Source organism: Bradyrhizobium sp. Gha (genome assembly GCF_900113735.1).
In the GTDB taxonomy this organism is placed as follows: Bacteria; Pseudomonadota; Alphaproteobacteria; order Rhizobiales; family Xanthobacteraceae; genus Bradyrhizobium.
The window spans coordinates 54304-67367 of the sequence record NZ_FOQM01000024.1; the positions used below are offsets into that span (position 1 = coordinate 54304).

The following is a 13064-nucleotide window of genomic DNA, read 5'->3' on the forward strand; positions in this document are numbered from 1 at the left end:
GCTGTGGCGGCGCGGTTAGAAAGCTTCTATAAGCCCGGAACTACTTGATGCAGCAACTCAACCTGCCCCTGCAAGCGACCCAGCCTGATACGCTGACGGTGTTAAAATACCCTGCCGGGTATGTCTAACAATTGGGATTCCTACATGACCTCGCTCGACAGCTTCAAATGCAAAAAGACCCTCAAGGTCGGCGCCAAGACCTATGTGTATTACAGCCTGCCCACGGCCGAGAAGAATGGTCTGAAGGGAATTTCGAAACTTCCCTATTCGATGAAGGTCCTGCTCGAGAACCTGCTCCGCAACGAGGACGGCCGCTCGGTCAAGAAGGAAGACATCGTCGCGGTGTCGAAGTGGCTGCGCAAGAAGTCGCTGGAGCATGAGATCGCGTTCCGCCCGGCCCGCGTGCTGATGCAGGACTTCACCGGCGTTCCGGCCGTCGTCGACCTCGCCGCGATGCGCAATGCGATGCAGAAGCTCGGCGGCGATGCCGAGAAGATCAATCCGCTGGTGCCGGTCGATCTCGTCATCGATCACTCCGTGATCGTGAACTTCTTCGGCGACAACAAGGCTTTCGCCAAGAACGTCACGGAAGAGTACAAGCAGAACCAGGAGCGCTACGAGTTCCTGAAATGGGGCCAGAAGGCATTCTCGAACTTCTCCGTCGTGCCGCCCGGCACCGGCATCTGCCACCAGGTCAATCTCGAATATCTCTCCCAGACGGTCTGGACCAAGAAGGAGAAGATGACGGTCGGCAAGAAGACCGGCACCTTCGAGGTCGCCTATCCCGACTCGCTCGTCGGTACCGACTCGCACACCACGATGGTCAACGGTCTCGCCGTGCTCGGCTGGGGCGTCGGCGGCATCGAGGCGGAAGCCTGCATGCTCGGTCAGCCGCTGTCGATGCTGCTGCCCAACGTCGTCGGCTTCAAGCTGAAGGGCGCGATGAAGGAAGGCGTCACCGCGACCGACCTCGTGCTCACAGTCACGCAGATGCTGCGCAAGCTCGGCGTGGTCGGCAAGTTCGTCGAGTTCTTCGGCCCCGGCCTCGACAATCTCTCCGTCGCCGACAAGGCGACCATCGCCAACATGGCGCCGGAATATGGCGCGACCTGCGGCTTCTTCCCCGTCGACGCCGCTGCGATCGATTACCTCAAGACCTCCGGCCGCGCCGCACCGCGCGTGGCGCTGGTGCAGGCCTATGCCAAGGCGCAAGGCCTGTTCCGCACCGCCAAGTCGGCCGATCCCGTTTTCACGGAAACGCTGACGCTCGACCTCGCCGACGTCGTGCCGTCGATGGCCGGTCCGAAGCGTCCTGAGGGCCGCATCGCGCTGCCGTCGGTTGCCGAAGGTTTTTCGCTCGCACTCGGCAGCGAGTACAAGAAGACCGAGGAGCCCAACAAGCGCTTTGCCGTTGAAGGCAAGGATTACGAGATCGGTCATGGCGACGTGGTGATCGCCGCGATCACGTCCTGCACCAACACCTCGAATCCGAGCGTGCTGATCGGCGCCGGCCTGTTGGCGCGCAACGCCGCTGCGAAGGGCCTCAAGGCAAAACCGTGGGTGAAGACCTCGCTTGCTCCGGGCAGCCAGGTCGTTGCCGGCTATCTCGCCGATTCCGGTCTGCAGAAAGATCTCGACAAGGTCGGCTTCAATCTGGTCGGCTTCGGCTGCACCACCTGCATCGGCAATTCCGGCCCGCTGCCGGAGGAGATCTCGAAGTCGATCAACGACAACGGCATCGTCGCCGCCGCCGTGCTGTCAGGTAACCGCAACTTCGAAGGCCGCGTCTCGCCGGACGTGCAGGCGAACTATCTCGCCTCGCCGCCGCTGGTCGTCGCGCATGCGCTCGCCGGCAGCGTCACCAAGAACCTCGCGGTCGAGCCGCTCGGCGAAGGCAAGGACGGCAAGCCGGTGTACCTGAAGGACATCTGGCCGACGACGAAGGAAATCAATGCCTTCATGAAGAAGTTCGTGACCTCGACGATCTTCAAGAAGAAATATGCCGACGTGTTCAAGGGCGACGCCAACTGGCGCAAGATCAAGACGGTCGAGAGCGAGACCTATCGCTGGAACATGTCGTCGACCTATGTGCAGAACCCGCCCTATTTCGACGGCATGAAGAAGGAGCCGGAGCCGGTCACCGACATCGTCGAGGCGCGCATCCTCGCCATGTTCGGCGACAAGATCACCACAGACCACATTTCACCGGCCGGCTCGATCAAGCTGACCTCGCCCGCTGGCAAATATCTCAGCGAGCACCAGGTGCGTCCCGCCGATTTCAACCAGTACGGCACGCGCCGCGGCAATCATGAAGTGATGATGCGCGGCACCTTCGCCAACATCCGCATCAAGAACTTCATGCTCAAGGGCGCGGATGGAAACATCCCCGAAGGCGGCCTCACCAAGCACTGGCCCGACGGCGAGCAGATGTCGATCTACGACGCCGCGATGAAGTATCAGCAGGAGCAGGTGCCGCTGGTGGTGTTCGCCGGCGCCGAATACGGCAACGGCTCCTCGCGCGACTGGGCCGCGAAGGGCACCCGTCTGCTCGGCGTGCGCGCCGTGATCTGCCAGAGCTTCGAGCGCATCCATCGCTCGAACCTGGTCGGCATGGGCGTGCTGCCGCTGACCTTCGAGGACGGCACCTCCTGGTCGTCGCTCGGCCTGAAGGGTGACGAGAAGGTCACGCTGCGCGGCCTGGTCGGTGACCTCAAGCCGCGCCAGAAGCTGACCGCGGAGATCGTCTCCGGCGATGGCTCGTTGCAGCGCGTTTCGCTGCTCTGCCGCATCGATACGCTGGACGAGCTCGATTACTACCGGAATGGCGGCATTCTCCACTATGTGCTGCGCAAGCTCGCGGCCTAGAGCACGATCCGGAAGACTGCGCAGCGGTTCTCCGGAAAGATCATGCTCCGACAACAAGCGAAAGTGCGCTTGGCGCACTTTGGCGCGCGAATTTGTGAACGGTGGCTCACCGCGACGTGAGTAGAAGGTTAAACAAAGGCGGCCTATCAAAAAGGCCGCCTTTGTACGTTTGCGGTATGTTTCGGATGGGCCTGCCCGGCAAAAACCCCCTTGAACGGTTGGATGCATTCGGCCCGTAAGACTACGGTGACCATCAGGCGATAAGATCTTCCTCAACGAGCTACCATGTGTGACGTTCGACATGACTGGAATGATGGCTTCTAATCTCGTTTCGCGATGGTCCGGTGCATTGTGGTCGGGAGCAATCGGCATCTGCGCCATCGTCGCCGTCATTCGTCCCGCCCAGGCCGATCCCCGCGCGGTGGTCGAGCTCTTCACCTCCCAGGGCTGTTCCTCCTGCCCGCCCGCCGACAAGGTCATCGGCGACCTCGCCAAGGATCCCTCGATCATCGCGCTGAGCATGCCGATCGACTATTGGGATTATCTCGGCTGGAAGGACACGCTGGCGGACTCACGTTTCTCGGCGCGGCAGCGCGCCTATTCACGGATGCGCGGTGATCGCGAAGTCTACACGCCGCAGGTCGTGGTCAACGGCGCTGCGCATGTCATCGGCAGCGATCGCTCCGGCATCGAAAATGCAATCGACAAGACCGACACCAGCGCGGGCGTGATGAGCGTGCCGGTGACGATGTCGCTCACGGGCAAGCAGATCAACGTGTCGGTGGCGGCGAGCAAAGAGCCGGCGGTCTCGCATGGCGAGGTCTGGATCTGCTCGATCGTGAGATCGGTGCCGATCGAGATCAGCCGCGGCGAGAACCGTGGACAGCAGATCACCTACCACAACGTCGTACGCAATCTGCTCAAGGTCGGTGACTGGAACGGACGTCCGGAAAGCTGGACGGTGCCGATCGAGAATTTGACATCGCGCGATGCCGTCGACGGCGCGGTGGTCTATGTCCAGGACGGCAGTCGCGAGAAGCCAGGCGCAATGCTGGGCGCGGCGTACACCTCGCTGCACTGAAGCGAACGCTTCGAATCTCCTGATACAAGCACCACTTTCAGCCCTCATGGTGAGGAGGCGCGTGAGCGCCGTCTAGCGGACGATGCTCTGCATCGCCGCGGGAGCCCATGCAGGCCCCCGTTGATGCATCCGGCGCTCGATCCTTGGAGACAGCGCTTGGCGGCTCCTGAGCACGAGGGGAGAGAGTTTTCGCGCGGATGCTCGGACTGCAGCTTCGTCACGGCCACACTCAGCCACGGACAAAAAAAAGGACCAACTTGCGTTGGTCCTCCTTGTCGTGCGTACAGACCCGATCCTGTTCGACCCCGGGGGGCTGGGGGCTGAGGAATCCGGAACCGAAAGGACCGGGTCAACGCACACCAGCCTTCTCGCAGCGCAGGGCGGCAGGCGGTGGGCGGAAAAGCGGCGATCCTGTGATTCCTGCTAACGATCCTGTGACGGTTTGCCGCTGGGGGGGTCCACCGTTGTCATGAGTTTCAGCCGCCCGCCGAGCTCAGCCGGGATCGTTCGAGGGGCCGGACAACAGCCTCTTGCGGCGGGGAACAGTTGGCGCAATCATGCAGATGTCATGATCCGCGGCTCCGGGGACGGTCTTCGCGGAGGCGGTCATGCCGAGCGATGAGGAGGCGCCCCATGAATTTGACGTCGGAGGATGCCGATCCGAGCGAGCAGCGCGCAGCGGTGCGCCCCGCCGCTGCGAATGCCCAACCGAACCGGGTGACGTTCAACCGGCTCGAGCTCAACCGAATTCTCAACCTCTATGGCCGTATGGTCTCCGACGGCGAGTGGCGCGACTATGCCATCGACTTCCTGAAAGACCGCGCCGTGTTCTCGGTCTATCGCCGCGCCTCCGAAGTGCCGATCTACCGCATCGAGAAAGATCCGCGGCTCGCGCGCAAGCAGGGCATGTACAGCGTGATCTCGGCGACCGGCCTGATCCTGCGCCGCGGCCATGAGCTCGACCGCGTGCTGCTTGTGATCGACCGCAAGCTGGCGGTGGTGTGACCGAAATTACGTCCCAGGCACCGTCTTCGCGCCCTCGCCGAGATCGCGCTGCATCATGACCGTATCCAGCCAACGGCCGAATTTCAGGCCGACATTGGGATGCGTGCCGATCATCTTGAAGCCGCCCCGGGTGTGCACGCCGATAGACCCGGCATTGGCGGAATCGCCGATGACGGCAATCATCTGGCGGAAGCCGCGCGCCTCGCATTCGCTGATCAGCCGGTCCAGCAGCAGCGAGCCAATGCCGCGGCGATGGAAGGCGGGATCGAGATAGATCGAGTTCTCGACTGTAAAGCGATAGGCCGGCCGCGGCCGGTAGGCGCCGGCATAGGCGTAGCCGGCGACGCGGCCGTCGAGCATGGCGACGAAATAGGGATAGCCGCCGTCGACCAGCGTGCGATAGCGGCGCGTCATCTCGGCGAGGTCGGGCGGATCGAGCTCGAACGTCGCGGTGCCCTCGCGGACAGCCTGCTGATAGATCGCGGTGATGGCGGGGAGGTCGGCCTCGATGGCGGGCCTGATTTCGGGTGCGGACATGGGGGAAGATTAGAGCGTTCGCGAGGGCGCTGGAAGGGGCAATGCTGCTTCCACATACTCCGTCATTGCGAGGAGCTCGCGACAAAATTGCGTAGCAATTTTGCGCTGATGCGACGAAGCAATCCAGAAATGCGTCCGCGAAGGGACTCTGGATTGCTTCGCTTCGCTCGCAATGACGGTGTTTGTGGCAACTAGCTCGGCACAAACAAAAACCCCGGCCTTTCGGCCGGGGTTCGTGTCCGTTCTCTTGCGGCTGGCGCTTAGTCGCGCTGGCCGAGGAGCTGCAGCAGCAGCGTGAACAGGTTGATGAAGTTCAAATACAGCGACAGCGCACCCGATATCGCCGCACGCTCGGCGATGTCACCGCCGGCCGAGGCGTAGCCGTAGATGTAGTCGTTCTTCAGGCGCTGGGTGTCCCAGGCGGTGAGGCCCGCGAACACGAGAACGCCGACCACCGAGACGATGAACTGCAGCGCCGTGCTGGCCAGGAACAGGTTCACCAGGCTCGCGATGATGATGCCGATCAGGCCCATGAACAGGAACGAGCCCATGCCGCTCATGTCACGCTTGGTGGTGTAGCCGTAGAGGCTCAGCGCACCGAACGTCGCCGCGGTGATGAAGAACACCCGCACGATCGAGGTGTGCGTGTACACCAGGAAGATCGAGGACAGCGAGATGCCCATCAGCGCCGAGAACACCCAGAACAGGATCTGGGCGGTCGAGGGTGCCAGACGGTTGATGCCGGCCGAGATCACGAACACCATGGCGAGCGGCGCCAGCATGAACAGATATTTCAGCGGGCTCACGAACATCGCGTAGCCGAACGGCGTCAGGAACAGCTTGCCGACGCGGACCGCTTCGGCCGTCGGAACGTCGGTCACGGCAGCCATGTAGACACCGAGCGCGGCGAGGCCGGTGATGGCGAGGCCGATGCTCATGTAATTGTAGATGCGCAGCATGTAGGCGCGCAGGCCGGCGTCGACCGTCGCGGCGTCAACACGCCCGGCGGCCCTGCCGAAAGGAGAAGCGTAATTGCGGTCTAGGTCCGACATGGTCGAATTCCCGTTGGTTGGCCCGGTCCGGCACAGGGGTTGCCATGCCGCCGGTTCGTCAAATTCTATCTCGGATACCGATGCCTGCCGACTAAATTTTGGCTAACAATCGGGGCTCCGAACCCATCCGATATGTGGGAAACTAACACATCCGCTGCAACCGTCCACGCGCGGCCGAATGTCGCCCTTCCGCGCGATCCTGACGAGAACCTGACGGCAGACGTGGTTAATCGCAGGAATCCTGCGATTCCGGTCCGGCCGATTCCGGCCCGGAGCGCCACCCGCTACCTTTTGTCACAAATTCCGCAACACCGTGGCGGGCTTTTTGTTCAAGGCCAGCAGCGTGCCTGCGAGCCCAAGCCCGACGGTGACGACCAGCGCGGCCACGACCACGCCGGCCGCGCTGCCGCCTTGCCAGACGAAGGTCAGCGTCATCAGCCGCGTCACGATCATCCAGGCGGCCATGCTGCCGGCGATCACGCCGAACATTGCGGTGGCAAGGCCGATCAAGAGGTATTCGAGCGCATAGGCGCCGAGCAGCCGCAGCCGCGTCGCGCCGAGCGTTTTGAGGATGACCGCATCATAGACCCGGTGGCGATGACCGGCGGCGAGCGCGCCGCCCAGCACCAGGATTGCCGAGATCAGGGTCACGGCGCTGGCGCCGCGGATCGCAAGCGCGAGGTTGGTCACGACCGCGCCGACCGTCTCCATCACCTCGCGCACGCGCACGCTCGTCACCATTGGGTAGGCGTCCGCCACCTGCTTGATGATCTTGCCGTCGCCGGCCGCATCGCCGCCCGATTCCGTCAGTGTGGCGATGTGGGTATGCGGCGCGCCCTTGAAGGCGTTCGGCGAGAACACCAGAACGAAATTGATGCCGAGGCCCTGCCAGTCGATCGTGCGCAGATTGCTGATTTTCGCCGCGATGTCGCGGCCGAGCACGTTGACGACGATTTCGTCGCCGAGCTTGAGGCCAAGCCCGTCGGCGATCTTCTTCTCCATCGAGACCAGCGGCGGGCCGGAATAGTCGGCGCGCCACCATTCGCCCTCGACGACCTTGGAGCCTTTCGGCAGCTCGCCCGTATAGGTCAGGCCGCGGTCGCTTTGCAGCACCCACTCGGAATCGGTCGACGGCTTGAGGTCCTCGGCGCGGACGCCGCGGGCGGCGGCGATGCGCCCGCGCAGCATCGGCACGTCCTCGACCTTCGCGCCGGGGGCGATCTGGCGCAGATAACCGTCGAACTCGGCGGCCTGCGTGCTCGGAATGTCGATGAAGTAGAACGCCGGCGCGCGATCGGGCAGCGCGGCGAGGAACTGCCGCCGCAGATTGCCGTCGATCTGGGTGATGGTGACGAGCACCGCGAGGCCAAGCCCGAGCGAGAGCACGACCGACGGCGTCAATGCGCCCGGCCGGTGGATGTTGGCGATCGCAAGCCGCAGCATGGTGAAGCGCGTGCGCGGCAATCGGCGCGCGATCGCCATCAGCACGGCAGCGACGCCGCGCAGCACGGCGAACACGACGACGGAGGAGACCACGAACACCAGGGCGATGCGCTTGTCGAAGGAGAGGCCGATCACGACAGCGACCAGCAGCGCGACGACACCGGCCATGAACACGAGATAGCCCAGGCGGGGCCGGTGCCATTCGGCGGCGACGGTGTCGCGGAACAGCGCCGCGACCGGCACGTCATGCACGCGTCCGAGCGGCCACAGACCGAAGGCGAGCGCGGTGAGCAGGCCATAGACGAAGGACAGTGCGAGCTCGTCGGCATGCACCGCCGGCACGACCGGCAGCGGCAGCAGCTTGCCGAACAGGCCGGCGATGGCGAACGGCATCGCCGCGCCGAGCGCCAGGCCAATCACCGAGCCGATCGCGGCGAGCAGCACGACCTGCGCCAGATAAATGCCGAATACGTCGCGCCCGGTGGCGCCGACGGCCTTGAAGGCCGCGATCACCTCGAGCCGGCGGTCGATATGGCTCTTCACGGCGTTGGCGACGCCGACACCGCCGACCAGAAGCGCGGCGAGGCCGACCAGGGTCAGGAACTGGGTGAAACGGCTGATATTGCGTTCGAGCTGCGGCGAGGCATTGGAGCGGCTGCGGACCTCCCAGCCGGCCTGCGGCGCGGCGTTGCGGGCATCGGCAATGAAGGCATCGGTGGCGCTGTCGCTGTTGGCGATGTCGGGCAGTTTGACGCGGTAAACCCAGCGCACCAGGCTGCCTGGCTGAATGAGACCGGTGGCGCGCAAGGCCGCCTCGCTGATCAGCAAGCGTGGGCCAAAGCCGATGCCGCTGGCGAGCTTGTCGGGCTCGGCCTCGACGCTGGAGCGGATCTGGAACGTCGCAGAGCCAACGGTGACGCGGTCGCCGATCTTGAGCGAAAGCCGCGCCAGCAGCGTCGGATCGGCAGCCGCGCCGAATGCGCCGTCACGTTCCGCGAGCAGATCGGTCAGGGACCGTGGCGGCGCCAGTGTCAACTGTCCGAGCATCGGATAGGTATCGTCGACCGCCTTCATCTCGACCAGCGCCAGCTTGCCCTCGGCCGAGCGCGCCATGCCGCGCAAGGTGGCGGCGACGGAGAGGGTGCCGCGCGAGCGCAGGAACGCGACTTCGTCCGGCTTGGCCTCGCGCTGGAACAGCACGAACGAGACGTCGCCGCCGAGCAGCGTGCGGCCCTCGCGCGCGAGACCGTCGCTGAGGCTCGCTGAGACCGAGCCGACGCCCGCAATCGCCATCACCCCGAGCGCAATGCAGGCGATGAAGACGTAGAAGCCGCGCAGGCCGCCGCGCAATTCGCGCAAGGCATAGCGCAGCGACAATGCGAGGCCGTTCGGCTTCGCAAACGGTTCGATGGCGGCGCTCATGCGTTGGTCGTCGGCGTGTCGATGCGGCCCGAACGCAGTCGGATCACGCGGTCGCAGCGATGTGCGAGCGAGGAATCGTGCGTCACCAGCACCAGCGTCATGCCGCGCTCGGCATGTTTGGTGAAGAGCAGATCGATGATCTGCTTTCCCGTAGCCTCGTCGAGATTGCCGGTCGGCTCATCGGCGACGAGGATGGCGGGATCGGGCGCCAGCGCGCGCGCCAGCGCCACGCGCTGCTGCTCGCCGCCGGAGAGCTGCGTGGGATAATGATGCAGGCGATCGCCGAGCCCAACCGATTGCAGCTCCTTGGCCGCGCGCTTGCTGGCATCAGGATTGCCGGCGAGCTCGAGCGGCACCGCGACATTCTCCAGCGCGGTCATGGTCGGGATCAGATGAAAGGACTGAAAGACGATGCCGACCTGGCGGCCGCGAAAACGCGCCAGCGCGTCCTCGTCGAGGGCATTGAAAGGCGTGCCTGACACCACCACCTCTCCGCTATCAGGTCGCTCCAGCCCCGCCATCACCATCAGCAGCGTGGATTTGCCCGAGCCTGACGGGCCGATCAGGCCGATCGTCTCCCCCGAGCCGATCCGCAGGCTGATATCCTTGAGGATGTGAACGCGTGCCGCCCCCGTGCCCAATGACAGATTGACGTTGGTGATGGCGATGGTGTCCGGCGCAGTGCCGGCGAGCGAAGAGGTTTCGATGCGACTATCCATGGTCCGGTCATATGGCAACTCCGCACGCGGGGTCGAGAGGCGTTACGGATTGTTCATGCACATAGCCGTGTTGATGCTCGCTTTGATGACACTCGCGGCTCCGGCCCGGGCGGATTCGACAAAACCGATCAAGCTCGTCGTTCTCGGCGATTCCTTGAGCGCGGGTCTTGGCCTCCCGGCCCCGGATGCGTTTCCTGCCAAGCTTCAAAAAGCGTTGCATGTCAAAGGCATAGAGGTTGACATGATCAACGCTGGCGCGTCTGGCGACACCTCGTCCGGCGGCCGCGACCGGCTCGACTGGTCGGTGCCCGAGGGAACCGAAGGCGTCATCGTCGAGCTCGGCGCCAACGACGCGATGCGCGGCATCGACCCCGACTTGACGCGGGCGGCGTTGACCGACATCGTTCAGCGTCTGAAGGCGCGCAAGATCGCCGTGATGCTGTGTGGCATGCTGGCGCCGCCGAATTTCGGCGCGGACTATGGCGCGCGCTTCAATTCGATTTATCCGGAACTGGCGAAGCGGTTCGACGTGCCGCTCTATCCGTTCTTCCTCGACGGCGTCGCCGCGGACGCCAAGCTCAACCAGGCCGACGGCATTCATCCGACCGCTGCAGGCGTCGACATCATCGTCAACAACATGCTGCCCACGGTGGAGGCATTCGTGCGCACGATCGGCGAGCAGCGCCGTTGAAATGCAGGCAATGCTAACCCTGACACCAGGGTTTTCCCGGTATAGCCTCGGCAACACTTCGCAGAGTCACACAACTGCGATAGGAATCAGGGTACTGGTGATTCGTCGCCGGCTCTAAAATCTGGATATGATCTCTCCCGGGGGATCATGCCCAAGCATCGGGAGTACGAAACGATGCCGCGTTTGTTTACTGGTCTGGAAATTCCGACCGAGGTCTGCCAGACGCTTTCCAATTTGCGAGGTGGCCTTCCAGGCGCCCGCTGGATCGATCCCGAAAACTATCACGTCACCCTGCGCTTCATCGGCGACATCGATGGCGTCTCCGCCAACGAGATCGCATCGATGCTGTTTCGCGTCGACCGCAAGCCCTTCGAGGTGAAGGTGCAGGGGTTGACGAGTTTCGGCGGTCGCAAACCGAGGGCGGTCGTTGCGACGATCGCGCCGAGCAAGCCCCTGATGGAGCTGCAGGCCGAGCTCGAACGCATGATGCAGCGGATCGGCCTCGATCCGGAGGGCCGCAAGTTCATCCCGCACGTCACGCTGGCCCGGCTGCACGACGCCTCCGACCGCGACGTCGCCGACTATCTCTCGATCCGCGGCTACTTCCCCAGCAAGGCCTTCGTGGCGGAGCGCTTCGTGCTGTTCTCCTCGCGCGCATCGACCGGCGGCGGCCCGTATGTGGTCGAGGACGCCTACGAGCTGTGTGAGTGATTTCTTTCTTCACCTCTCCCCGCTTGCGGGAGAGGTCGGATCGCTCTTGCGCTCCGGGTGAGGGGGACAGGTCTCACGGCGATCTCACGCGTGGAGAAATGCTCCTCACCCCGACCTCTCCCGTAACAACGGGGCGAGGGAGAAGAAAGCGCATACCCCGTCCACCAATTGACGGCTTGCAATTTCCGCCGGTCTCTGGCGGTAAAGAGCCATGCTCTCCACCCCGAACTCCTCCTTCAGCGAAGCCTATCAGGCCCAGATCGCATCAGGCGCGATCGAGCCCGATGCCGCGCAGGCCGAGGTCGCCGAGGCCTATGCGGCGCTCGACCTGCGGCTTGCGAACTACAGCCCGAAGCGCAAGCAGGGGCTGCTCGCCCGCCTGTTCAACGGTGGCGACAAGAACGAAGCGCCGCGCGGGCTCTACATCCATGGCGAGGTCGGCCGCGGCAAGACCATGCTGATGGATCTGTTCTTCCAGCACTCCACGGTCGAGCACAAGCGCCGCGCGCATTTTCACGAATTCATGGCCGATGTGCACGAGCGCATCTACGATTATCGCCAGGGCATCGCGCGCGGCGAGATCGCCGACGGCGACGTCATCGCGCTGACCGCGCATGCGATCTTCGAGGAGAGCTGGCTGCTCTGCTTCGACGAATTCCACGTCACCGACATCGCGGACGCGATGATCCTCGGACGGCTGTTCGCAAAGCTGTTCGAGCTCGGCACCGTCGTGGTCGCGACCTCCAACGTCGCGCCCGATGATCTCTACAAGGGCGGCCTCAACCGCGCGCTGTTCCTGCCCTTCATCAAGCAGATCACCGACCACATGGACGTCTCGCGGCTCGATGCGCGCACCGACTTCCGGCTGGAGAAGCTTCAGGGCGTGCCGATGTGGCTGACGCCGGTGAACGGCGATGCCCGCGCTGCGCTCGATCGCGCCTGGGCCAAAATGACCGGCAACGCCAAATGCAAGTCGCGCGACGTCCAGATCAAGGGGCGCATCCTGCACGTGCCCTGCTCGGCCCATGGTGTGGCGCGCTTCGGCTTCGCCGATCTCTGCGAGAAGCCGCTCGGTGCATCAGACTACCTCAGGCTGGCGCACGACTACCACACCATCCTGGTCGACCATATTCCAGTGATGGACTTCTCCCAGCGCAACGCCGCCAAGCGCTTCATCACGCTGATCGACACGCTCTATGACAATGCCGTGAAGCTGATGGCCTCGGCCGACGCCGACCCGATCTCGCTCTATCTCGCCACAGAGGGCATTGAGGCGATGGAGTTCAAGCGGACCTCATCGCGCCTGATCGAGATGAGTTCGGAATCCTATCTGGCGCTGGCTCACGGGCGTAAGGATTCCACCGCCAGCGGCTCCACCAAAGGTCTGGTGGAGACTTAGGTCCTATTTGCCAGCGCTGTCATTTTCGGCCTCGCCGCTGCGGCCGAGCGCGGAATTTGCTGCGTCACTTTCGGGTTACGATGCACGCGTCGCCCGGAATGATAGGGTTGCGCTTGTATAAGCGGCAAGCCCGACAATT

The 13064-nt window shown here is 63.9% G+C and carries 10 protein-coding genes; 6 read left to right on the forward strand and 4 right to left on the reverse strand.

Annotated elements, in window-relative coordinates; translation table 11 throughout:
- The first annotated feature begins 144 nt into the window (after positions 1-144).
- The 3 genes from acnA to BM222_RS25600 all read left to right on the forward strand — a co-directional run bounded on the left by acnA (position 145) and on the right by BM222_RS25600 (position 4951).
- The gene (gene acnA / locus BM222_RS25590; RefSeq protein ID WP_092233973.1) at positions 145-2865 is read left to right on the forward strand and encodes an aconitate hydratase AcnA; all 2721 of its coding nucleotides are present in this window, start codon (positions 145-147) and stop codon (positions 2863-2865) included.
- A 301-nt stretch (positions 2866-3166) separates the two neighbouring features.
- Entirely contained in the window at positions 3167-3946 is a 780-nt protein-coding gene (locus BM222_RS25595; protein ID WP_092233976.1) for a DUF1223 domain-containing protein, read from the forward strand.
- Between the two features lie 633 nt (positions 3947-4579).
- Positions 4580-4951, forward strand: a complete 372-nt coding sequence (locus BM222_RS25600; protein ID WP_092233979.1) for a DUF2794 domain-containing protein — start codon at positions 4580-4582, stop codon at positions 4949-4951.
- A gap of 6 nt (positions 4952-4957) precedes the next feature.
- Here the strand turns inward: BM222_RS25600 and BM222_RS25605 are convergent, their stop codons facing one another.
- The 4 genes from BM222_RS25605 to BM222_RS25620 all read right to left on the reverse strand — a co-directional run bounded on the left by BM222_RS25605 (position 4958) and on the right by BM222_RS25620 (position 10124).
- A complete protein-coding gene (locus BM222_RS25605) occupies positions 4958-5488 on the reverse strand; it encodes a GNAT family N-acetyltransferase (protein WP_092233982.1) in 531 nt (176 codons plus the stop codon).
- Positions 5489-5748: 260 nt separating this feature from the next.
- On the reverse strand, positions 5749-6540 hold the full coding sequence (locus tag BM222_RS25610; protein ID WP_092233985.1) for a Bax inhibitor-1/YccA family protein: 792 nt from the start codon (positions 6538-6540) through the stop codon (positions 5749-5751).
- Positions 6541-6834: 294 nt separating this feature from the next.
- On the reverse strand, positions 6835-9405 hold the full coding sequence (locus BM222_RS25615; protein WP_092233988.1) for an ABC transporter permease: 2571 nt from the start codon (positions 9403-9405) through the stop codon (positions 6835-6837).
- Complete coding sequence (locus BM222_RS25620; RefSeq protein WP_092233991.1) at positions 9402-10124, reverse strand: ABC transporter ATP-binding protein; 723 nt, start codon at positions 10122-10124, stop codon at positions 9402-9404. The genes BM222_RS25615 and BM222_RS25620 overlap by 4 nt, the downstream gene beginning before the upstream one ends.
- A gap of 55 nt (positions 10125-10179) precedes the next feature.
- Between BM222_RS25620 and BM222_RS25625 the strand changes: the two genes are divergently transcribed.
- The 3 genes from BM222_RS25625 to zapE all read left to right on the forward strand — a co-directional run bounded on the left by BM222_RS25625 (position 10180) and on the right by zapE (position 12925).
- Complete coding sequence (locus BM222_RS25625) at positions 10180-10815, forward strand: arylesterase (protein WP_177243457.1); 636 nt, start codon at positions 10180-10182, stop codon at positions 10813-10815.
- Positions 10816-10989: 174 nt separating this feature from the next.
- Entirely contained in the window at positions 10990-11526 is a 537-nt protein-coding gene (gene thpR, locus BM222_RS25630; RefSeq protein WP_092234124.1) for an RNA 2',3'-cyclic phosphodiesterase, read from the forward strand.
- 211 nt (positions 11527-11737) lie between these two features.
- Positions 11738-12925, forward strand: coding sequence for a cell division protein ZapE (gene zapE, locus BM222_RS25635; protein WP_092233997.1), 1188 nt, complete (start codon positions 11738-11740; stop codon positions 12923-12925).
- Positions 12926-13064 lie beyond the last annotated feature (139 nt).

Excerpts from the sequence above, each read along its gene's own strand:
- acnA (WP_092233973.1), top strand. The coding sequence starts at position 145 with ATGACCTCGCTCGACAGCTTCAAATGCAAAAAGACCCTCAAGGTCGGC.
- BM222_RS25595 (WP_092233976.1), top strand. The coding sequence starts at position 3,167 with ATGACTGGAATGATGGCTTCTAATCTCGTTTCGCGATGGTCCGGTGCA.
- BM222_RS25600 (WP_092233979.1), top strand. The coding sequence starts at position 4,580 with ATGAATTTGACGTCGGAGGATGCCGATCCGAGCGAGCAGCGCGCAGCG.
- BM222_RS25605 (WP_092233982.1), bottom strand. The coding sequence starts at position 5,488 with ATGTCCGCACCCGAAATCAGGCCCGCCATCGAGGCCGACCTCCCCGCC.
- BM222_RS25610 (WP_092233985.1), bottom strand. The coding sequence starts at position 6,540 with ATGTCGGACCTAGACCGCAATTACGCTTCTCCTTTCGGCAGGGCCGCC.
- BM222_RS25615 (WP_092233988.1), bottom strand. The coding sequence starts at position 9,405 with ATGAGCGCCGCCATCGAACCGTTTGCGAAGCCGAACGGCCTCGCATTG.
- BM222_RS25620 (WP_092233991.1), bottom strand. The coding sequence starts at position 10,124 with ATGGATAGTCGCATCGAAACCTCTTCGCTCGCCGGCACTGCGCCGGAC.
- BM222_RS25625 (WP_177243457.1), top strand. The coding sequence starts at position 10,180 with ATGCACATAGCCGTGTTGATGCTCGCTTTGATGACACTCGCGGCTCCG.
- thpR (WP_092234124.1), top strand. The coding sequence starts at position 10,990 with ATGCCGCGTTTGTTTACTGGTCTGGAAATTCCGACCGAGGTCTGCCAG.
- zapE (WP_092233997.1), top strand. The coding sequence starts at position 11,738 with ATGCTCTCCACCCCGAACTCCTCCTTCAGCGAAGCCTATCAGGCCCAG.